Source organism: Echinicola soli (genome assembly GCF_006575665.1).
Classification (GTDB): Bacteria; Bacteroidota; Bacteroidia; order Cytophagales; family Cyclobacteriaceae; genus Echinicola; species Echinicola soli.
Map to the genome: position 1 here is coordinate 4,750,081 of NZ_CP041253.1, position 22,420 is coordinate 4,772,500.

Below are 22,420 nucleotides of genomic sequence, written 5' to 3' on the forward strand. Positions count from 1 at the left end.
GCTATCGAAACCAACCCTAATCCCCCCAACTTTTCCGCTTGATCCATTTTTATTGCTGTCACCAAGGGTGCGGGAGCAAAAGGAATCTCCGCATCAATAAATTTTGGAGCGAATCAGGTAATGGGCCATATACACTTCAAACAACAGAAATTTACAATAAATATTTCCGCATCGCTCACAAAATTTCTCTATCAAAACAGGCTCATTTTTCAATCCCAAAAAACCACATAAACAACAGCATACCAACCACTTGAAGTGGGGTATGCTGTGATTACCATTGCAAGGTATAAGTCTGAAAGCAATTCACAACTAATTGGGAATTAATACTGAAACCAATGGTGCTGTGATTACCATTGCAAGGTATAAGTCTGAAAGCAATTCACAACCGATATTGTTTTCATCTTTTAAATGATTCAGCTGTGATTACCATTGCAAGGTATAAGTCTGAAAGCAATTCACAACGCCGCTAACACTTTCAATTCATATGGACATGCTGTGATTACCATTGCAAGGTATAAGTCTGAAAGCAATTCACAACTGATATTGTTTTCATCTTTTAAATGATTCTGCTGTGATTACCATTGCAAGGTATAAGTCTGAAAGCAATTCACAACTACGCCAGAAATGGTAAAATGGCATCGTGCGCTGTGATTACCATTGCAAGGTATAAGTCTGAAAGCAATTCACAACAACAGGGAGTTATGATAATGTTTTCTTTGAGCTGTGATTACCATTGCAAGGTATAAGTCTGAAAGCAATTCACAACAAGGAGTTTATAGAGGTTGATTGGCAACAGGCTGTGATTACCATTGCAAGGTATAAGTCTGAAAGCAATTCACAACGCATGTGTTTCAAAAGATACATGTTAGGAGGCTGTGATTACCATTGCAAGGTATAAGTCTGAAAGCAATTCACAACTGCTGAATTTTTCAATCTGACTCACTGATAGCTGTGATTACCATTGCAAGGTATAAGTCTGAAAGCAATTCACAACATGGCGCTACTATCGCATATACTCTCAAGTGCTGTGATTACCATTGCAAGGTATAAGTCTGAAAGCAATTCACAACAGTAGCTCTATTTTTCTTCTGATTCTATCGGCTGTGATTACCATTGCAAGGTATAAGTCTGAAAGCAATTCACAACACACAACTGGAAAAAGAGTATCCATCCGATCAACCCATATAGGTCAAGCTAGGAATATTTAAGTTTTTTATTTAGGTCGGTACTGCTTCCAGTTGGAAGGGAGGAGCTGATAAAGGTCTTTTTGTTTATGGCTTTGTATTCTTTCAAAGACATCTTTGAGCCATTCAAACTCGTTAACATTGTTCTTTTTGCAGCTGGCCATAAAGGAATACATGGCTGCGGTCATCTCTGCGGCTTGGTGCGATCCGGCAAAAAGGAAGGCTTTTCTGCCGATTGCCAAGGGCCGGACAGCATTTTCCACAAGATTATTATCCAGCTCCATCTGTCCGTGAAGCGTATAGGCACTTAACCCCGCCCACCTGGAGCGGGCATAGTCTATAGCCTTGCCCAGCGGGCTTCCCGGCCTGTACCTGTATTGGTTTTCCTCCAACCACTTCCCAAGTCTTTCCAGTACGGGCACGGCATGGATTTTCCTTTCCCGCGTCCGCCCCTCCCAGTCCAGGGCTTCTTCCCTCATCCGTTGTTCGAGTGCATAGAGCTGCTGTATCTCATCCAGAACATGGTTTGCCTGCTCGGCATAATCCTTGACCGCATCGACAAAGTACCTTCGCGCATGGGCCATACAGAAAGTCAAATGGATATCAGGATGGTTCCCATAGAGAGAATCATAGACTTTCCACCCATCGGTCTGGATGATACCCTTAAAATCAGTAAGCATTTCTTTGGGGCCGGATCTGTCCCTTCCCTTTCTGTAATCAAAGAGCACCAATCTGTCCACCGGGGCATGGTATAGCCACATGTATCCTTTATGGATACCGTTTTTATGGTCCCTGTCCAGGACTTTTATCGGGGTCTCATCGACTTGGAGGTACTTTTGACTGATGACCACCAGACTGAGTAGCTCCCAGAGAGGCCTGAGCTGTTCCCAACCTCTCATTACCCAGTCTGAGGCGCTTGAGGCAGGTATCCGTACGCCCATTTTACTGTACTTGTCAATCTGCCTGTGCAGGGGCATCCCGTAGACATATTTGTCGACAGTAAGCTGGGCGATTACCGATTCGGAAGGTATACCTTTTTCAATTACCCTGTCCGGCAAGGTGCCGATGATGATCCCTTCACCGTTTGGCCTGGCATATTTTGGGCGTATATACCGCTTTACATAGAAACAGGCAGGAACAACCTCCAATACCTCGGTAATCTCCTCACCGATCCTCACACAGCCTTCGGTAGATTCGGCCGGTTCGATCACGATCTCTTCTCTTTCAAGTTCTTCGGGAAGGCTCATACGGCCCGTACCCTTGGCCCTTTTCTTCGGTGCAGGCTTCTGTTCCTGCACGGATACCGATTCTGAGAGCTCCTCCTGTACTGCTTTGGTGGTGCCCAGTTCAAAAATCCCCAGCTGGTTCTGGTCGGTACTGCCCGTCCGTTTCTCGCTTTTGGTGCCAAAAATATACCTGCGGAGTTTGTCCAGTTCCGACTGTAGGTCGGCGATGGCGTCTTCTTTTTCGGACACGGTCAACAAGGCTTCTTCATACAGTTTTTTGTAGTCGGTTCCCTTGTTTTCCATAGCGTAAAAATAAGCTAAAAAAGTGGCTATACAGCTATGTAGGAGCTGTTTTTTTACGTCAAAAACAATTGTTTTTTTACCCCCTTTTTGAGCTGTCATAGCGCCTTCTGTAGCTCACCGAATCGAGCATTACCCCCTGTAAGAGCAGGGTCAGCTGACCGCCCGAGATCATGTTTCCCGCAAGCTTGGGCCGCTCAAAAGTGCCCTGTTCCAGCTTTTTGATATACAGGGCAAAACCGTCCCTGTCCCATTGGAGAAGCCGCACCTGGTTGGACCGCTTGCCTATGAAGATGAAGATGTCCCCGTTCATCGGATCAAACCCAAGTTCATTTTGCACCAGGCCGGCCAGCGAGTTGATCCCAAAGCGCATGTCGGTCGGCTGACCGTAAAGAAAATACCGGACCGAGTTGGACAAGGCCAGCATTACTCGGTCAGCTGCCTGAGTATCGCTGGATCAGGCAGGCCATAAAACTCCAAAACGACCCCCGAAGGATAACATATCCTTGCCGCAGGATTTTGGCCAGTCCGCGGGGATATCTCCAGTAGGTCAAAGCCAGCGTGTCCCGGAGATACCTCCATCCGTCCAATCTTCCTGGCCCAATAATAAAAGGTGCTGCGCGAAAGGTCCCGTGATTCGGCAAACTTGGCCTTTGTCTGTCCCGAGGATTTCCATTCCTCATACAGTACGTAGTAATCTTCGCTGCTTAAACTTTTCATCCTGCAACATTAACACTTTGCAACATGATAGGAAATATGGACTTGCTCGGATGGATACGAAAAAGAAACACTGAAAAATGCTGTGATTACCATTGCAAGGTATAAGTCTGAAAGCAATTCACAACTTTTTAAATGTTTAAAGTTTAAAAATTGTAGCTGTGATTACCATTGCAAGGTATAAGTCTGAAAGCAATTCACAACTGCCGAAATCTTAACCGTTCCCGCATCGTTGCTGTGATTACCATTGCAAGGTATAAGTCTGAAAGCAATTCACAACGACGCGTTGAATAAATTAAATTCTAGTTTTGCTGTGATTACCATTGCAAGGTATAAGTCTGAAAGCAATTCACAACATAGGCTCCTGCTGTGGGCTGGATGCCCTCGCTGTGATTACCATTGCAAGGTATAAGTATTCGTGGACTTTGGCTTTCCGCTGACGCCAAACATACATTAGGGTATTTCTATGGATTGGTCCCTGTGGATTTTCCGCCTTCCAAAGATTTCACTGATGCGGAAATCAAACAAGCTGTGAAGCCTTCTAAAAAATGCTTGCTTCATGGGGTGGCATCCTTGATACTCCCAATAGCTTACCCATTAGTGAGAAATACAGCCTTATCATAGGATTACTTGAAGAAACATTTACCCCAATAGACAATGGCGTCTTTGTGTTTGATTGGTGTACCGGGCACGCGCCTGATTGCCAACTGGGAAAATATTGCAAGTGTTTGGAATTTTGGAAAGGGGAACAGTAAATAATTGAAATTTCCCTTGAAGGTCAAAACGTTAGAAAATCCCTGTTATTTCCGCGCATACCTATCCACTGCAAACGCGTCCATCTTTAGCTCTCCCAGCTTTCCGATTTTGAGGTCGGCCAAGAGCTTACCGGTGGCAGGTGCCAGGCTGACCCCCATCATACTGTGCCCTGCTCCAAAGGCTACATTTTCCCAGCCCGGTGCTTTTCCAATATACGGCAATCCATCCGGAGAGCATGGGCGCATGCCCTTCCAAATGCTATCCTGTGCCGGAAATTCAGCTTTAAATTCCGGATAATAAGCTTTTATCGATTCGAAAATACCTTGGACACGACGGATGTTCACCATGTCCACATGATTGGAAATTTCCATAGTGCCCCCAAAACGGACCTTTCCGCCATAGGGACTTTGGGAAACCCTGGCTTCTGTCAGGATACTTGCCTGCTTCAGCTCTGGCGTATTGGGCAGCTCGAAACTGTATCCCTTTCCTCCCATCATCGGCAACCTGAAACCCAGCATTTTTGCAACCTCACCTGACCAAGAGCCTGCACAGACCATCAGATGATCGCAATCAATCTTTCCTCCTTCAGTTATGACAGCCTTGATTTTTCTCCCATTCTTTTCGACCCCAGTGATGGTAACATTACTTTTTAGCATGACCCCTTGTTCTTGGAGGTGTGTTTTGAGCAGCCGGTAGAGATCCCTTGGGGAAAGATGGGCATCATCAGGGAAATACACCCCACCCCTGACATCCACTTCTTGGTTGGGCTCCAATTTCCCAATATCCTCTTTGCTAAGGATTTCCGCATTGAGACCACTTTCTCGGGCCAGGTTCGCCAGTGCTGCCTCATCCTTTTCGCCTTCCTTGGTTTTATACAGCATCAACAACCCACGGTCTTGTAATTTTATGGCCTCATTTCCATGTTCCGCTACAAAATCCAGGTAAAGTTGCTTGCTGTACAGGCTGATTCCCTTGAGGTAAGGAATCGATTGCTGTACATGTTTGGCATTGGAATGGCGGTAAAACTGCAGGCACCAATCAATCAACCGTCTATCCAATCGCGGCTGGATATAAAAAGGGCTCTTGGACGAAAACATCCAGGAAACCCCCTTAGAGATCATGCCAGGTGATGCCAAGGGCACAATATGGCTGGGCACGATCATTCCGGCATTGCCCGTAGAGCAGTTTTCCTCCATGTCTCCCTTGTCCACCACGATCACTTCCTCTCCTTGCTGCTGGAGAAAATAAGCCGTAAAGAGCCCTACCACGCCCCCTCCTATTACCACCGTTGGTTTCATATTGTTTTGTCGAATTGTTTTATTGTCGAATTGTTTTACTGCAGAAAGCTTAATCGCTACAGCTCCATTAGCGCTCCGTTCTCCGATCATGTGTCTACTATCTCCAATCTCCCTAAATCACCTGAAATCCGTGTACATACGGGTCGTCATCATCCAAGAAGATCGTATTATAGCCGGTGATCTTGGCCCAGCCTTCGATACTGGGAATAATGGCAGGGATATCTCCCACCTTCGTTTCTCCGATGATTTCGCCCGTAAACCTGGATCCTATATAGCTCTCATTGATAAAGGGCTCATGCGCTTTCAGTTTTCTGCGGGCATAAAGCTGCGCCATCCGTGCTGAGGTACCCGTACCACATGGTGACCGGTCGATAGCCTTGTCTCCATAAAACACCGCGTTACGTCCATGAGAACTTTCATCCAGCGTTCTACCTATCCACTGGATATGGCTCAGACCATTGATTCGTGGGTTTTCCGGGTGCACGAACTCATAAACTTCGTTGATCGCCTTGCGTAATTTCCGGCTCATGGTGATCAGCTGTTCAGCCGTAAAATCCTGCAATCCCCCAAAATTTTCCTGCGGCTCAATAATGGCATAGAAGTTTCCTCCATACGAAACATCAAAGGTAAGCTCTCCCAAGTGCTCACTACCGATGGTCAAATCCCTGGAAATCATAAAACTGGGAACATTGATCAGCTTTACCGAGGTCACCTTCCCTCCCTTCTGCCTATAACTTACAAGCACCAGCCCAGCGGGGGTTTCTAACCTGAGCTTCCCCGGCACTTTTGGTGTGATCAAGCCTTCTTCGATGGCCACTGTCACCGTTCCGATGGTACCGTGCCCACACATGGGCAGGCAGCCACTGGTTTCTATGTACAAGACAGCAACGTCATTTTCAGGATCATGGGGAGGATAGAGCATGGCCCCTGACATCATATCATGTCCACGTGGCTCAAACATCAACCCTCTCCTGATCCAATCATAATGTTTGATGAAAAATTGTCTTTTCTCAAACATGTCCTCTCCTTCCAAAAAAGGAAGGCCGCCCGTGACCACCCTCACAGGATTGCCACATGTATGGGCGTCAATACAACTAAAGGTTTTTTTCATTTATAGCGCTACAACTACCCTTTATCAGTGTTTTCAAAATTGAATGCTTTCTTTTTAGTATTTGAGTCAGAGACTCAGTGTTTATCGGTGCTGGGAAAGATCCCCATCACAATATATATCGATTGAACCTGTGGCTCACCTATAGGAGCTGTGCGCCCAATATTATCCTGTACCGGAGCATAGCCCTCGGTACAACTTGGATTGGCGCTTTGCTCCAAAGCTTCCCTCCTGACCTCCCCAGCAAGGGAAGGGATACTTGCATCGAGCTACTTGATACAACAGTCTCAGGTCTCACATCTCCATACTCATTACTTTCTTTACCTGATACTATCTACCAACTACCCCATCCATGGTTCTGAAAATCCCCAAGGGATTAGCATCTTTCAGGACGTCAGGCAAGAGGCTATCTGGACAATTTTGGAAAGCGAATGGTCGTGCAAACCGCTTGATCGCATATACCCCTACTGATGTGCTACGGCTGTCGGTTGTGGCGGGAAATGGCCCACCATGTTGCATGGCATGGCCTACTTCTACACCCGTCGGCACTCCTCCAAACAATAATCGTCCGCATTTTTCCTGAAGGGCGCTGATCAAGGCTCCTTGATCTGCCAGTTCTTCTTCGCTAGCCCATAGTGTAATGGTCAGTTGGCCTTGCAGGGATCTTGCCGCTTGGAGCAATGCTTCTTTGCTATCATACCCAACGACGATCCCAAATGGTCCAAAAACCTCTTCCTGCAACGCCTCCTCCTTGATCCATGTATCCAGATCAGTAAGGGCAAGCGCTGGATGGCCTGTCTCTTTTCCAGCTGCCTTTTGGATCCATTTCAGCTCCCCGGAGGTCGCCAGCTTATCGAGACTTTCATTATAGGCAGTTTGGATCCCGTCGTGCAACATTTTCTGACCAGCTGTGTCCGCCAAGAATTTGCCTGTATTTTGGGCAAAGGACGCTGCAATACTAGAAGGCACAAAAATCACTCCCGGGTTGGTACAGAATTGTCCTGCGCCTAGTGTCAGTGACTGTGCATATTGGCCAGCTACTTGTTCTTGCTGCCCCAGTGCTTTATCAAAGGCAATAATCGGATTGATGCTGCCCATTTCAGCATACACAGGAATAGGCTCTGAACGGTCATTGGCCAGGTCAAAAAGGGCTTTGCCCCCTTTAAATGATCCTGTAAACCCAACCGCCTTAATGGCCGGATGCTGTACCAATGCCTGCCCTTCAGCAATACCTCCTTCGATGTGCTGGAAAACTCCCTGCGGAAGACCAGCCTCAGCAATGGCCTTTTGGATCGCTTCAAATACCATCAATGAAGTCTTCGGATGGCCGGGATGTCCTTTGTACACTACCGTACAGCCCGCTGCAAGGGCAGAAATGCTATCTCCACCAGCCGTGGAAAATGCCAAGGGAAAATTACTGGCCCCAAATACTGCCACCGGCCCCAGTGGTACCAGCATCCTCCTTAGATCAGGTTTGGGAACAGGTGTTCTTCCCGGATCTCCATGGTCAATGGTGGCTTCCAGCCAGGTTCCATCCACTACGTATTTGGCAAAAAGGCGAATCTGGCCCGTGGTTCGTCCCAATTCACCGGTAATTCTACCCTCCGGTAAGTTTGACTCCTCACAAGCTGTAGGGATCAATGCCTCCTTGATGCCTTCCAATTGGTCGGCAATCGCCCTAAGAAAGCTCGCCCTATCGGCTAATGAGATGGTTTTATACTGTTCAAAAGCTACTTCAGATTGGTGTAATACCTTATCTAGTTGCATTATATACTTGTTTTGATTTCGTTTAATGCCGGCCTGTTTTCCAAGCCGATCTGAATGAGTTTTTCGACACGCTCCCGTTCTTCCCCTACCAATGTCAGTCTTGGTGCTCGCACATGTTCTGTGCCAATGCCGGCGAGCTGCTCTGCCAACTTGATATATTGCACTAATTTAGGATGAATATCCAGTTCTAGCAATGGCAAAAACCACTGATAAATAGGCAATGCTTCTTCAATCCTACGTTCCTTGCACAAATCAAAAAGGACCACGGTTTCTTTTGGGAAAGCGCAGACCAATCCGGCAACCAATCCATCGGCTCCCATTAGCACACTTTCCATGGTAAGGGTATCCACGCCGCATAGAATTTTATAACGGTCACCAAACCTCGTTTTCATCCGGGTAACATTGGACACATCTCTGGTGGATTCTTTTACCGCCTGGATATTGTCACACTCCATCAGTTCATCAAACATCTCTAAGGTCACATAAGTTTTGTAATCCACCGGATTGTTATAGATCATGATAGGAAGATCGGTGGACTTCGCCACGGTCTTAAAATAGGTCACCGTCTCCCTGTGATCGGAAGGATACCGCATCGGTGGAAGCAACATCAATGCATCCAGCCCCATTTCTTCGGCCTTTTTGGCCCAATAGATTGCTTTTGCAGTGGATCCTTCGGCGATGTTCAAGACCACGGGAACCCTTCCAGCGATTTTTTCTTTTGTCCTTTTGGTCAGTTCTATTTTTTCTTCGTCTTCCAGCACACTGGATTCTCCCAATGTACCTCCCAAAATCACCCCGCTGACACCTGCATCTATTTGAGCCTCCAAATTAAGGAAGAATGTATCATAATCAATGCTGCCGTCACCATGGAATTTAGTGGTAACCGCAGGAAAAACTCCGTTCCAATTCATACGTTCATAATTTATCGTTCAAAACAAAGGTAGTATTTGACCATGTGTGATTGTTGCACCAAATTAGTGATTATTGATACAATATTGTCAGACCGGAATTTTGAAAAGTCAAGAAAGAAGGCGCGTTGAAAATAAGGGAAAAAGCGGCGAATACTGATGACTTCGATTAAACCACTCCATTTATCGTGACAGTTCATGTCAAAGCTTTCCTTCTCCTCCTATTTTTTGCTTACTTTGTCCTATGCAAAATCCACTTTCCTTATTAGCGCTAAACCAACTCGTCCAACATGCCCTGGACACACAGCTGAGCCCCAGCTACTGGGTCATTGCGGAAATTGGAGAACTGCGGGATTCTCCCCGTGGACATGCCTATCTGGAATTGGTAGAAAAAACCGATCGGCAGATTCTTGCCAAAATCCGGGCAAACATCTGGTCATATACCTACAGGGGCATTTCCAGCAGGTTTTCTTCCATCACAGGACAATCGCTCAAAGCCGGCATGAAAGTCCTGGCACAGGTAAGCGTCCAATTTCACGAAATCTATGGCCTGAGCCTAAATATCAAGGACATCGATCCTAATTTCACCCTGGGAGAGAAAGCCAGAAAACGACAGGAAACCATTGATCTGCTCACCAAGGAAGGGCTTATCAACCTCAACAAGCAGTTCATTTTGCCACAAGTTCCCCAACGTATCGCTGTCATCAGCTCGGCAAATGCTGCGGGATTTGGGGACTTTATCAATCAGGTAGACCATAACCGTGAAGGTTTTAAGGTTCACTGGAAACTCTACCAGGCCACCCTGCAGGGAGACCAAGCGGCGGCAAGCATGACCATGGCCATTGAGCAAGTCGAAATAGCCCATCAAAACCAACCATTTGACCTGCTGGTCATCATCCGCGGGGGTGGTGCCCAGTTGGACCTGGATTGTTTTGATGATTATGGGCTGGCCAAGGCCATCGCTAACACCACGCTGCCGGTCGTCACGGGCATCGGTCACGAACGGGATGAATCCATCGCAGACATAGTGGCCCACACCAAAATGAAGACCCCTACAGCCGTAGCGGAGTTTATCCTAGGCGGTTTGAGAGAATTTGAGGACCTGTTGGAAAAACAAATTAAGCAATTGGAAAAAATCACGGCCTATCATCTGCAAAAAGAAGATCGCAGAATGGCCCACACCAGTATTCTCCTCAAAAGCCTCCTCCAAAACCACGCCAACCGTGGCCACGAAAACATTGGTTTGCTCCAATATCGGGTCAATTCACTAGCGCAGCAGACCTTAAAATTGCGATTCCACCATCTGGAGTCACTCGAAGAGGGGTTTAAAAAAGAAGTGCGCAACTTATTGCAGCAGGAAAAAAGCAATCTGGACATTCTTGGCAAAAACATACAAAACCTGGATCCTGCCACCTTTTTCAGAAAAGGCTACACCAAAACGGAAATCAACGGACTTCCCATCAACAAGGCTTCTCCCCAAAAGGGAGATACAGTGACCACCTATTCGGCCAAAACAATCCTAAAAAGTACAATTGATAACGTAAAATCCCATGAGTGATAAAAAGAACTTTAGTTATGACAAGGCTGTCGCACGCATTGAAGAAATCGTCAGTCTGTTGGAAAATGATGATAAGAGTATTGATGAACTATCGGATCTGGTAAAAGAAGCCAGTAAACTGGTAAAAGACTGCAAATCCAAATTGAGAATGACAGAAGAGGATATTCTAAAAGCTTTCGGCGAGGAAGATCATTAACCTTGGTGATAGACAACCTTAATTGTATCACCCTGAAACATTCCAACTTTAGCAAGGTTAACCTTTTTTGCTCATGTATTCTTCTCTGGCTTCAGGAGTCAATATTCCTTCAAAAATAATGGAAATCGCCTGATCATAGATTTTGGCGGGGTTGGTCTGTATTCCATCAATCATCTCCTTTGGAAATTGGCCCAGAAATTTTGGGTCAATTAAATTCTGAATGGCAGAAGCATAAAGGAGTACCACCATACTTTTGTCCACATGGGAGGCGACTAGCCCTTGATCAATTCCCGCTTGGATGAGTCGCTGAAAACGCAAGTAGGCCGAAGTCCGGATATAATCCTCCAGCGCGGCCCATACCTCGGGAACTTGGTCTCTCATGTCTGCCAGCAATGCTGGATTTATAGGCGCCAAGTCCTTGGCAATGGCAGACAGCATGGACTTCAACTTTAGCAGAAAACTAAGTTCATCATTTTCCAAAATGCTCTCCACCTTAAGGCTCAACCTCGTTTTCAGCATATTAAATGATGCCTCTAACAGCTCCTGCTTTCCTGGAAAATATTGATAAACGGTCTTTTTACTCATCCCCAATTTTTTGGAGATATCATCCATGGTGGTATGCTTAAAACCATTTCTAAAAAACAGCTGGTTGGCTGTTTCCAGAATTTTCTGTTCCACTTCCTCGTTTCTTTGCGCTTTCATTATCCTAGTTAATCCGCCCCAAAGATAGCTATTGTATGCAAAATAGCCAGCCCAAACAAATTATGGAGGAGCATTTTCCCTTAAATTCACTGAAAAAATGTAGATTTGGACATTAGAAGCAATCAGAATTTTAAGCAGCTAGATGAGCACCATTTCAAAACTTGAAGCCCAAAAAAGAATTGCTGAACTAACAGCTACCCTCAATCACCATAACCAGCTGTACTACCAGGAAGACCGCAGTGAAATCAGTGACTTTGAATTTGACAAGTTATTGGAAGAGCTCATTCAACTGGAAGCGCAATTCCCAGCACTTCAGGACAAAAACAGTCCTACCCAACATGTTGGCGGCGCCATTACCAAGGAATTCGAAACAGTGGAACATGAAACACGCATGCTTTCATTGGGAAATACCTACAGCAAAGAAGAACTCCTCGCCTTTGACGAACGTGTCGCCAAAGGGTTAGGCCACCGCGGTTACAGTTATTTCTGCGAATTGAAATTTGATGGTGTAGCCATCAGCTTAGTGTATGAAAATGGTGAATTGGTAAGGGCTGTGACCCGTGGGGATGGGTACAGGGGCGATAACGTCACTGCCAATGTAAAAACCATCAAAAACATCCCACTTTACCTGCAAGGCGATGACATTCCTGATAAATTCGAGATTCGGGGAGAGATTTTTCTTCCGATTAAAGAATTTGAAAAAATCAATGCCGCACGGGAAGCCAATGGCGAAGCATTACTGGCCAATCCGCGAAACACTGCCTCTGGCACCTTAAAAATGCAGGACAGCAGTATCGTCGCCAAGCGGCGCCTAAATTGTTACTTCTATCAATTGCTAGGTGATGAAATCGACGTAGATCAACATGACGAGGCCATGCACCTTCTTGAAAAATGGGGCTTTAACATCTCACCGACCTATAAAAACTGCACGGACATCAATGCCGTTTTTGAATACATTGAATCTTGGCGTGAAAAACGCCACACCTTGTCTTTGGACACTGACGGTGTTGTGCTCAAAGTCAATGACTATGCACAGCGGGAAGAACTAGGGTTCACGGCTAAAATCCCGCGCTGGGCCATTGCCTATAAGTACAAAGCAGAAAGTGCAGAAAGCGAGCTCATGTCGGTTACTTATCAGGTGGGCCGTACCGGGGCCATTACACCAGTGGCCAACCTCTCTCCGGTCTTGCTGGCCGGTACCACGGTAAAGCGTGCTTCCCTACACAACGCCAATGAGATCAAACGACTGGACCTGCACAATGGCGACGTGGTCTTCGTGGAAAAAGGCGGGGAAATCATCCCAAAAATAACCGCTGTCGCGGTGGAAAAAAGAAAGGCTGACGCCAAACCGGTCTCCTACATCACGCACTGCCCAGAATGTGGCACAGCGCTCGAAAGAAAAGAAGGCGAAGCAAAGCACTTCTGTCCGAACAGTGCGTCATGTCCGCCGCAAGTACTCGGACGTATCGAGCACTTCGTCCATAAACGTGCCATGAATATTGACAGCATGGGAACCGAGCGGATCAGGGCACTGATCAATCAAGGCTATGTAGAACACCCTGCTGATCTCTATGAGCTGAACCACAAAAAAGACCAATTGCTGGGATTGGAAATCAACGCCGAGCAATACGAAAAAAGTAGTGATGGCTATTTATATGTAGCCCTAAGGAAAGCGCTCTTTGCTGTTACAGATGGCATTTCACTTTCAGCCATATACCAGTACCTTGAAGAAACCGAAACACTGGAACAGCATCTAAAGCTAAAACAATTTACGGACTTCATCCACCATCAAAATAAGAAGGTATCCCTTAACCTTGCCGCTGTCGACAAGCTGAAAAATCTATTGGGCCAGCTCGCTCATGATCAAATTGAGGATTTCCTGCCTGTTTCAGCAGTGATGGCCATGTTTGTGGGAAACCAGCTTTCACTGGAAGCCCTGCACCAACTGAGCCTACAAAAGAACACTGTCCATGACATCGTTTTGGCGTTTGATTTTGAGCTGCATCGAGACCAGGAAGATAAAATCAAAAAGCTGAAAGGCAACACTTTCCAAGAAGGGGTCATCTCCAATATGCTCTCCGGAATTGCTGCTTCCAAAGAACAGCCTTTCGAAAAAGTTCTTTTTGCTTTGGGCATCAGGAATATCGGGGAAAACACTGCGCAGCTCTTGGCCAGGCATTTTAAGACCATCGAAAACCTTGGCCAAGCGAGTACAGAACAGCTCCTGGATATCAATGGCGTAGGAGAAACGCTGGTCAACAGTATCCGGGAATTCTTTGACCAAGAAGAAAACCAAGCTAATATCCAGCGGCTAAAAGCCCACGGTTTACACTTTGAAATCAAATCCGAGGATCTTCCCGAAGTAAAAGGCAACGCCCTTGAAGGGCTCAAAGTACTGGCATCCGGTAAATTTGAGCACTTTAAGCGTGATGAGATCATCGAAGCCATTTCGGCCCATGGGGGTACTTATTTGAAATCCGTTTCAAAAAACCTGGACCTGATCATCGAAGGAGCTGATATGGGACCAAGTAAAAAAGAAAAAGCTGAAAAACTCGGCATAAAAATGATATCTGAAAATGAATTCTTAAGCATGATAGCAGACTAGTTTACCCCAAGCCATTAGGTATGATATGGATCAAAAAATTCTTTGTTAGGCTAAAAATCCGAAAAAACAAAGGCCAAAAATACGAGAAAAGCAAAAAATCGATTGAGGATATAAAATCAATTCATATTTTAGCGAATTCTTATGACAATTTGGTAAAAGCCGAAGCATGTGTGACCAATAACTGGCCTCAAGGAGTAGCGATCAAAGGCATATTCTATAATGAAAACAAGGATGAAACAATAGGCTTCTCTGCCCGAAATTTCAGCTTGTTTGGAAAACCAGATGAAACCCTTCAGGATTTCATCGTCCAAAAAGCGGACATCTTATTAGTAACGGCCACAGCTTTTGATCCCTTTACTCACTTGATTGTCCTGCAAAAGTCTGCAAATTATAAAATCGGTTTCCTTAGCGAGCAAAGTGGAGAGATGCTGGATATCATGCTGGAAAAAGGAGGGGCCGATCTATCGCCAAATATTGAAAATTTACTGAAATACCTAAAGAAGATAATTTAAAAATGGAACAATTTATTGGGACAGGAGTAGCACTGGTTACGCCGTTTGATGAAGAAGGGAATATTGATTTTAATGGGTTGAATAAGGTAATTGAGCATGTTATCCAGGGAGGTGCTGACTACTTGGTAGTAATGGGGACCACTGGAGAAGCATCCACCATGTCCCGTAAGGAAAAGCACGACATCCTTACCGCGTCTGTTAAAGCAAATAACGGAAGATTACCAATCGTCTATGGTATCGGAGCGAATAACACCCAAGCTGCCATTGATGAAATCGACGAAACTGACCTTTCTGGCGTTTCTGCACTGCTTTCTGTCAGTCCCTATTATAACAAACCCACCCAAGAGGGCATTTATCAGCATTATATCAAAGTCGCCGACGCGAGCCCTGTACCTATTATTCTATACAATGTTCCCGGAAGGACCATGTCCAATGTAACAGCAGAAACTACCCTGCGTCTATCCGAGCATCCTAAAATAGTTGGCGTAAAAGAGGCCAGCGGTGATATGGTGCAATGTATGGACATCGTTCGCAAAAAGCCAGCTGACTTTTTATTGATATCTGGTGATGACATGCTAACGACATCATTGAGAGCTATAGGTGGACAAGGAGCAATTTCCGTTTTGGCCAACGCCTATCCTGACATCTTTAAGACCATTTGTCATGGCACCCCGGAAGCGTCATTGGCAGCTACTTTCAAGCTTCTTGACATCAATGCCTGGATGTATGCTGAAAGCAACCCGGTAGGCGTTAAAAACCTCCTAAAACATATGGGAGTTTGTGGTGACCAAGTAAGATTGCCACTACTCAGGGCCACCGAAGGATTGGACAGAAAAATAAAACAGCTAGCGGCAGAGGTTTAATCTTGATTTTATCAGGTAAATCCACCTTAAACCAATACCTGAAGTATCTTTTAGGCATAAAAAAGGAGGCCAACTAAGTTGGCCTCCTTTTTTAATACAAGAAAATAAAATATATTACTCTTTATTCTTGATATCCTGAACCTCTTTACGAATATCTTGTGCGATATTCTTAAGATCTTGCATTCCCTTTCTTACTCTGGTACCGGCAGCTTGATTGCCTTTATCATAGAACTTCTCAAAGTCTGACTCCATAGAGGTAACGAGATCTTTAATTTCACTAAATCTGCTCATAGTAAAAATTAGTTTTTTGGTTGATGATAAGTTTATTTTACCTTCTCAATATACTCAAAATGTTTATAAAACAACAGAAGAGGTATTTTTTTTAGATTTATTCTCCAAACGAAGTCGCCAATTCAGTAGTTTTATAGTAGCCACTGGTCAATTTATCCTTAATGGCTTCAAAGGCGGTAATGGTTTCACTTACATCAGCTAATGTATGGGCAGCCGTAGGGATCAATCGCAGGATAATCATGCCTTTTGGCACTACTGGATAGATCACCACAGAGCAGAAAATATTGTAATTTTCCCTTAGGTCCTTGCTGAGCGTGGCCGCTTCTCCTACGGTACCATTTAGGACCACAGGTGTCACCGGAGTAGCGGTGGTACCGATGCTGAAGCCTTTTTCTTTCAGGCCATTTTGAAGGGCATTCACTACTTCCCACAATTTTTCCTTATGGGTAGGATTTTCACGAATCATCTCCAATCTTTTCAAAGCTCCTTCCACGAAAATCATCGGTAGTGCTTTGGCGAAAATCTGGGAACGCATATTGTATTTCAGGTAATGTACCACTTTGGCATCTCCAGCCACAAATGCTCCAATACCCGCCATGGATTTGGCAAAAGTGGAGAAATAAAGATCGACTTGATCCTGTACTCCCTGAGCTTCACCTGCACCAGCGCCAGTCGGCCCCATGGTACCAAAACCGTGCGCATCATCCACTACCAATCTGAACTGATACTTTTCTTTGTATTTCACGATACCTTTCAGGTCTCCCATGTTTCCAGTCATACCAAACACACCTTCGGTGACCACCAAGATTCCACCTCCAGTTTCATTGGTAAGCTTCTCTGCTCTGACAAGTTGCTTTTCAAAGCTCTTCATGTCATTATGAGGATACACAAAGCGTTTGCCCATATGCATTCTCAGACCATCAATGATGGAAGCATGGCATTCGCTATCATACACAATTACGTCCTTGCGATCCACCAGAGAGTCGATCACAGACATAATCCCTTGATAGCCGTAATTGAGCAAATATGCCTTTTCTTTTCCTACAAATGCCGCTAGTTCATTCTCCAACTGCTCATGCATATCAGTATTTCCCGACATCATTCTAGCCCCCATCGGATAGGCAGCTCCCCATCGCTTGGCCGCTTCTGCATCAGCTTTTCTGATTTCAGGGTGATTGGCTAGGCCCAGGTAGTTATTCAAACTCCAGGTCAGCACTTCCTCCCCTTTAAATTTCATTCTAGGAGCTATTTCCCCTTCCAATTTAGGAAACATGAAATATCCCTCTGACAAATCAGAATGTTTGCCCAAAGGCCCTAGATTCGTGTTTAATTTTTCAAATATATCCAAAACTTATAACGTTTAGAGTACTTAATCTTTACTTCTTATAGCGGTCCGTTAAAACCCCCAAAAATAGCACTTTTTCCAGTCTTGTGCAAAAAAAGCCCCGTTTTTCAGTTCTTTACCCATTAATTACTATCTTACATTTACACAATTATTGGTTTTGTACGAAGCCCGTATCGATTATGCAGAAAATAAAAAAGATACTCGTAGCCAACCGTGGAGAAATAGCATTACGGATCATGAGGACCATCAAGGAAATGGGACTTAAAAGCGTGGCCGTTTATAGCGAAGCGGACAAAAATGCCCCTCACGTACTTTATGCAGATGAAGCCTATTGCCTTGGCCCCGCCGCTTCCAATAAATCCTACCTCCTTGGAGAGCGCATCATTGAGGTCTGCCACATCCTTGGGGCAGACGCTATCCACCCTGGTTATGGCTTCTTGTCAGAAAATGCTTCCTTTGCCAAAAAGGTAGCTGATGCTGGGCTTATCTTTATAGGCCCATCCCCAACATCCATCGAAGTTATGGGAGATAAACTGGCTGCTAAAAAAGCCGTCTCCCAATACGATATCCCCATGGTTCCTGGAACTGACCACGCTATCTTGGATATCCAAGAAGCCCAAAAAACCGCTGCAAGCATTGGCTACCCCATCCTTATCAAAGCCAGTGCGGGAGGAGGAGGAAAAGGCATGCGAATCGTCCAAGACGAAGCGGAATTTGAAGAACAAATGAAAAGGGCTGTCAGTGAGGCTAAATCGGCTTTTGGGAATGGTGCGGTTTTTATCGAGAAATACATCTCCTCCCCCAGGCATATAGAAATCCAAATCCTCGCTGACCAACATGGAAATTATGTCCATTTATTTGAACGGGAATGCTCTGTTCAGCGCAGGCACCAAAAAGTGATCGAGGAAGCTCCCTCTGCTGTCGTCAGCCAAGATATGCGGGAAGCAATGGGCACAGCTGCCATTGATGTTGCCAAAGCATGTGATTACTACGGTGCTGGGACGGTCGAATTTATCGTTGACGAAGCACTTGATTTTTACTTTTTGGAAATGAACACCCGCCTTCAGGTCGAGCATCCTGTAACAGAAATGATCACAGGTAAAGATTTGGTGAGGGAGCAAATCCTCATTGCTGAAGGCCTGCCTCTTTCCTTTTCCCAGAATGACCTCAAAATCATTGGCCATGCCATAGAAACAAGGGTTTATGCAGAAGACCCTACCAATAACTTTTTACCTGATATCGGCACATTGGTAACATATAGGCTTCCGCAAGGCCCCGGTATCCGTGTGGACGATGGTTTTCGGGAAGGAATGGAAATCCCTATCTATTACGATCCCATGATTGCCAAGTTGGTCACCTATGATGAAGATCGACCAAAGGCCATCCAAAAGATGGTGCGGGCCATTGATGGTTACAAGATCACCGGCATTTCGACCACTTTGTCATTTGCCCGCTATGTCATGCTCCATCCAGCCTTTCAAACCGGAGAATTTGACACGAAGTTTGTCGAAGAGCATTTTGCACCAGATTCGCTCTCAGAAGATTTTACGGATGGAGAACAGGAAATCCTAGCCACGATCGCTACGTACCTCTTGCCCTCAGCTAAGACGTCTTCCATGGCCAATGATGAAAAAGAACGTAACGATTCTAAATGGAAAACCAGAAGGATGAATGGCTGATATTATTCCGTTCAGCGCGTGGCGGTATTCCGAAAAGCTACGTCCAAAGATTGCAAATTTGACAGTGCCAAACTTGGATGGAATTTCCAAAGTACAATTGGACAAACGCTACCAAGACCCCACAAACAGTATTCATTTAACCCTACCCGCTCCCCCCAGCGAAGTAGAAAAAAAAGCAGTATTATTAAAAAATTGGAAAAACAATAAGGTTCTCAAGCAAGACCCAGCCCCAGCCATTTACATCTATTACCAGCATTTTTGCTTACCGGGCTCGACCCGTCGTTTTTGCAGGAAAGGATTCATTGCTTATATCAAAGCATACCACTGGGAAGAAAAGGTGATTCTTGGGCACGAAAACACCATTCCGTATGCCTTAAAAGAACAGGTACAGCTATTAAGTAAAACCCAAATACAACCCTCTCCTACCCATGGACTTTATGAAGATCCCGAAAACTCCTTGGTACCACTCATGGACAATTACATGAATACACCCATTTTTGATTTCCAGAATGACCTGGGCATCCGAGAGCAATTAGCCGCAGTAACTGATCCCGAGGATATTATGCAGTTTGTAAGTCACTTAAAGGGTCAAAAGATTATTTTGGCTGATGGTCACCATAGGCTTCAGGCTTCCATCCACCACCGAGATCATTGTAAAGAAAATAATGATCATCACACAGGAATGGAAGCCTATAATTATCACATGATGAATTTCACCAATGTCCATTCAGATCATTTAAAAATTCTCCCCACCCATCGTCTAATCTCAAATGTGACCATTCCGGAGGCACTATTATTGGAAAAAGCCGCTATTTTCTTTACAATACAACGCATCTCCTATCCTAGCAAAATAGAGGTGCTGACGATCTCACAACCATGGACATTTATTCTTATGTTCAAAGAAGCAGCTTACAAAATATCATTACGCATAGAGAAATTTGATTTGTTCACGACAGCTATACCAGATGCAGTAAAACGTTTGGATATATCGGTGTTGCACTATTTCTTTGTTGATCATATTATTGGTATTCCAATGGATGAGCAGCGGTCTTCGAAGCAAATCACTTATGAAACCGACCGATTAAAGTGCCATGGCCAATTGCACAGTGGTAAAGCTGATCTGGCATTGCTTACGCGGGAAATATCCATCGAAGAAGTGATGGAGGTCTGTCATTCAGGATATACACTTCCTCAAAAGTCAACCTATTTCTATCCAAAAGCATCTTCTGGATTGCTATTTGGCTCCATCAGAGAAGATGAATTCATTACTTATCCATAAATCAAAACACATTGAAAACTATACTACCCGAGAAAAGAATCATTTTAGCCAGCAAGTCTCCTAGAAGACAAGAACTTTTAAAAGGACTTGATATAGCATTTGAGGTCAGAACGAAGGATGTAAATGAGGATTTTCCCGCCGAGTTGCCAGATAATCAGGTAGCCTCATTTTTAGCTGAAAAAAAGGCGGCCGCTTTTGAAATGGATTTAAAAGAAGGTGAGATCCTGATCACTTCCGATACCACCGTATTGATCAATAATAAAGTGCTTAACAAACCCGCAGACAAGGTTGAGGCTGTAAAAATGCTAAAAATGCTATCAGGAAATGTCCACCACGTAATTTCAGGAGTATGCATCATGGATCAGCACAAAAAAGTAGTTTTTGATGACATCACTGAAGTACATTTCAAACACCTTTCCGATGATGAAATAGATCATTATATTGACAAATACCAGCCATTTGACAAAGCAGGATCTTATGGTGTGCAAGAGTGGATTGGTTATGCTGCAGTTTACCGATTAGAAGGGTCTTTTTATACGGTTATGGGATTACCTGTGCACAAAGTGTACGAAACCTTAAAAAACTGGTAAAAGGACTACTTATATGAGCAATGAGGAACAAAGTAGCATCTAGCGGAAAAGTTGTCAGCTAAGGGCGCACCTTTCTAAACATCAGTTAGAACCGAAGTCGGCTTTGATTGCACCCAGATCAAACTCAGCGTGACAGCTACGGCTGATTGGGCAGATCCATGCTGATATATCTTCATTGGATTTGCGGTGAATTTGGAAATGCAAAGCAGACAGACAGGCGCGCAGTGACGGCTTTTTAAATCGAGAGCAGGCATTTATTTTAATACTCTTTCTTTTTGCTTTTTTTGCCACAAAGAAGCAAAGGCGCAAAGGGGCTTGATAGGGATTTGTCGAGCATTTGGCATCCTTTATTTACAAATAATTTAGTGGCTTGGTGACTTGGTGGCTTGCTTTTTTTTTCTGCCACAAAGATTCTGTGTTAAAAGCCAAGGTATAAGGCTGTTTTTCACCTGTTGTTCTGACAGCTGTGCTGCAAGACCACTAGCATTGCGTTTTTACTCAACCCTTGTCAAAGTACGGGCAGCATAGAGCGTTCGTTCTTTTCTATTAAGTGGTATATAAACGCCAATTGGTCTGCTCCACCGTTAGGTGGGCTAGCTTGGGAACGAATAAGATACAGTAAACCTAATTCATGGTCGAACTGAGGTTCATAGGAACATAGCCCGCAAAAGAGAGGAATTCAGCTAGTCGGCTTTCCGGTCCCTTCACTATTTTAATGGTGGATTAATAATAAGCCGCCAAGACAAAAAGATTCTAGGATCAAAGCTGTTTGTTTTCCATGAAATTTGGAACCTGCCTACAAAATAATTCGTGTCTTGGCGATTTCGTGGCGACATATCAAATAAATACAAACCGGATCAACCCATACTTCCGGGGAAATGTCTCAAGGTTACCAAATAGGAACAATAGGACTATACTTCCCCAGTCGACTTAGCAGCGCACCCTATGCTTTAGGTGATGACCACTTGAATTGCATCCCCCCTTTATCCAATTTACTTGCATGCCATCCAACAAAAGGGAATGGCTTGGTCAAACCTCAGTTATTAAAAAAATCAGCGTATATCTTCTCTATCGGCGTCATCAGCGTGCCATCAAAATGGCTCCGCATCCCCAACTTTTCCACTTGATCATGGAAACCTTACCCCGCCCCCATAACTATTGCTTGATCCATTATTTTGGTACAATCTAAAAAAACGGTGTTTTAAGAACCCAGGTATAAAAAAGAAAAGGCCCTCCGTATATACGGAGGGCCTTGATAAAATCGGGCGGCGACCTACTCTCCCGGGTGTGACCCCAGTACCATCGGCGCGACAGGGCTTAACTTCTCTGTTCGGGATGGGAAGAGGTGGATCCCCTGTGCCGTACCGCCCTAAGCTCTTTATGTGCCCCTCTCTGAAAAGGGACAACGCGTTTCTTTTTTTCCTTTCTGTTCCTTATAAGCCTTTCGACCCTACAAAAGATAATACAACTCCAAACAGGCAAGCTTTCGGGCTATTAGTACTGCTCAGCTATGCCGTCTCCGGCTTTACACCTGCA

At 44.8% G+C, this 22,420-nt stretch carries 18 protein-coding genes, 2 rRNA genes and 1 CRISPR repeat array (1 of these 21 cut by a window edge); of the genes, 8 read left to right on the forward strand and 12 right to left on the reverse strand.

What is annotated here, in order from left to right:
• The first annotated feature begins 264 nt into the window (after window positions 1–264).
• Window positions 265–1,146: a CRISPR direct-repeat array (repeat unit 46 nt; unit sequence GCTGTGATTACCATTGCAAGGTATAAGTCTGAAAGCAATTCACAAC).
• 67 nt (window positions 1,147–1,213) lie between these two features.
• From tnpC to FKX85_RS18555, 7 genes are all read right to left on the reverse strand, one after another.
• Window positions 1,214–2,713, reverse strand: a complete 1,500-nt coding sequence (gene tnpC, locus FKX85_RS18525; RefSeq protein ID WP_141614865.1) for an IS66 family transposase — start codon at window positions 2,711–2,713, stop codon at window positions 1,214–1,216.
• A gap of 76 nt (window positions 2,714–2,789) precedes the next feature.
• On the reverse strand, window positions 2,790–3,128 hold the full coding sequence (gene tnpB / locus FKX85_RS18530) for an IS66 family insertion sequence element accessory protein TnpB (protein ID WP_168196252.1): 339 nt from the start codon (window positions 3,126–3,128) through the stop codon (window positions 2,790–2,792).
• An 8-nt stretch (window positions 3,129–3,136) separates the two neighbouring features.
• Window positions 3,137–3,430 carry an IS66 family insertion sequence element accessory protein TnpA gene (gene tnpA / locus FKX85_RS18535; protein ID WP_141616149.1) on the reverse strand — a complete coding sequence of 98 codons (294 nt, stop codon included), beginning with the start codon at window positions 3,428–3,430 and terminating at the stop codon, window positions 3,137–3,139.
• Between the two features lie 797 nt (window positions 3,431–4,227).
• Entirely contained in the window at window positions 4,228–5,481 is a 1,254-nt protein-coding gene (locus tag FKX85_RS18540; RefSeq protein WP_141616150.1) for an NAD(P)/FAD-dependent oxidoreductase, read from the reverse strand.
• Window positions 5,482–5,593: 112 nt separating this feature from the next.
• Window positions 5,594–6,592 (reverse strand): 4-hydroxyproline epimerase, encoded by a 999-nt coding sequence (locus FKX85_RS18545; RefSeq protein WP_141616151.1) that lies wholly within the window; start codon window positions 6,590–6,592, stop codon window positions 5,594–5,596.
• A gap of 327 nt (window positions 6,593–6,919) precedes the next feature.
• Window positions 6,920–8,356 carry an aldehyde dehydrogenase (NADP(+)) gene (locus FKX85_RS18550; RefSeq protein WP_141616152.1) on the reverse strand — a complete coding sequence of 479 codons (1,437 nt, stop codon included), beginning with the start codon at window positions 8,354–8,356 and terminating at the stop codon, window positions 6,920–6,922.
• Entirely contained in the window at window positions 8,356–9,267 is a 912-nt protein-coding gene (locus tag FKX85_RS18555; RefSeq protein ID WP_141616153.1) for a dihydrodipicolinate synthase family protein, read from the reverse strand. The genes FKX85_RS18550 and FKX85_RS18555 overlap by 1 nt, the downstream gene beginning before the upstream one ends.
• A gap of 241 nt (window positions 9,268–9,508) precedes the next feature.
• Between FKX85_RS18555 and xseA the strand changes: the two genes are divergently transcribed.
• A complete protein-coding gene (gene xseA / locus FKX85_RS18560) occupies window positions 9,509–10,822 on the forward strand; it encodes an exodeoxyribonuclease VII large subunit (RefSeq protein ID WP_141616154.1) in 1,314 nt (437 codons plus the stop codon).
• Window positions 10,815–11,018: an exodeoxyribonuclease VII small subunit gene (gene xseB, locus FKX85_RS18565; RefSeq protein WP_141616155.1), complete on the forward strand. Its 204-nt coding sequence runs from the start codon at window positions 10,815–10,817 to the stop codon at window positions 11,016–11,018. Before xseA ends, xseB begins: the two co-directional genes overlap by 8 nt.
• A gap of 57 nt (window positions 11,019–11,075) precedes the next feature.
• Here xseB and FKX85_RS18570 read toward each other — a convergent pair whose 3' ends face one another.
• On the reverse strand, window positions 11,076–11,720 hold the full coding sequence (locus FKX85_RS18570; RefSeq protein WP_141616156.1) for a TetR/AcrR family transcriptional regulator: 645 nt from the start codon (window positions 11,718–11,720) through the stop codon (window positions 11,076–11,078).
• 142 nt (window positions 11,721–11,862) lie between these two features.
• Here FKX85_RS18570 and ligA point away from each other — a divergent pair, with 142 nt between their 5' ends.
• Genes ligA through dapA form a run of 3 tightly spaced genes read left to right on the forward strand, consistent with a single transcriptional unit; the run spans window position 11,863 to window position 15,700 of the window.
• Window positions 11,863–14,325, forward strand: a complete 2,463-nt coding sequence (gene ligA / locus FKX85_RS18575; RefSeq protein WP_141616157.1) for an NAD-dependent DNA ligase LigA — start codon at window positions 11,863–11,865, stop codon at window positions 14,323–14,325.
• Window positions 14,326–14,345: 20 nt separating this feature from the next.
• Complete coding sequence (locus tag FKX85_RS18580) at window positions 14,346–14,837, forward strand: DUF6913 domain-containing protein (RefSeq protein ID WP_141616158.1); 492 nt, start codon at window positions 14,346–14,348, stop codon at window positions 14,835–14,837.
• A gap of 2 nt (window positions 14,838–14,839) precedes the next feature.
• Window positions 14,840–15,700: a 4-hydroxy-tetrahydrodipicolinate synthase gene (gene dapA, locus FKX85_RS18585; RefSeq protein ID WP_141616159.1), complete on the forward strand. Its 861-nt coding sequence runs from the start codon at window positions 14,840–14,842 to the stop codon at window positions 15,698–15,700.
• 114 nt (window positions 15,701–15,814) lie between these two features.
• On the opposite strand, the gene FKX85_RS18590 is transcribed toward dapA, so the two are convergent.
• Entirely contained in the window at window positions 15,815–15,991 is a 177-nt protein-coding gene (locus tag FKX85_RS18590) for a histone H1 (protein ID WP_141616160.1), read from the reverse strand.
• A gap of 97 nt (window positions 15,992–16,088) precedes the next feature.
• Window positions 16,089–17,339 carry an aminotransferase class I/II-fold pyridoxal phosphate-dependent enzyme gene (locus tag FKX85_RS18595; RefSeq protein WP_141616161.1) on the reverse strand — a complete coding sequence of 417 codons (1,251 nt, stop codon included), beginning with the start codon at window positions 17,337–17,339 and terminating at the stop codon, window positions 16,089–16,091.
• A 176-nt stretch (window positions 17,340–17,515) separates the two neighbouring features.
• Between FKX85_RS18595 and FKX85_RS18600 the strand changes: the two genes are divergently transcribed.
• From FKX85_RS18600 to FKX85_RS18610, 3 genes are read left to right on the forward strand one after another with little or no spacing between them, the layout of a single operon-like run.
• On the forward strand, window positions 17,516–19,015 hold the full coding sequence (locus FKX85_RS18600; RefSeq protein WP_141616162.1) for an acetyl-CoA carboxylase biotin carboxylase subunit: 1,500 nt from the start codon (window positions 17,516–17,518) through the stop codon (window positions 19,013–19,015).
• Window positions 19,008–20,294 carry a DUF1015 domain-containing protein gene (locus tag FKX85_RS18605; protein ID WP_141616163.1) on the forward strand — a complete coding sequence of 429 codons (1,287 nt, stop codon included), beginning with the start codon at window positions 19,008–19,010 and terminating at the stop codon, window positions 20,292–20,294. Before FKX85_RS18600 ends, FKX85_RS18605 begins: the two co-directional genes overlap by 8 nt.
• Window positions 20,295–20,305: 11 nt before the next feature.
• Window positions 20,306–20,884 carry a Maf family nucleotide pyrophosphatase gene (locus FKX85_RS18610; protein ID WP_141616164.1) on the forward strand — a complete coding sequence of 193 codons (579 nt, stop codon included), beginning with the start codon at window positions 20,306–20,308 and terminating at the stop codon, window positions 20,882–20,884.
• A 1,260-nt stretch (window positions 20,885–22,144) separates the two neighbouring features.
• Here FKX85_RS18610 and rrf read toward each other — a convergent pair.
• A 5S ribosomal RNA gene (gene rrf, locus FKX85_RS18615) occupies window positions 22,145–22,256 on the reverse strand.
• Window positions 22,257–22,358: 102 nt separating this feature from the next.
• Window positions 22,359–22,420, reverse strand: a 23S ribosomal RNA gene (locus tag FKX85_RS18620); it runs 2,822 nt beyond the window's last position.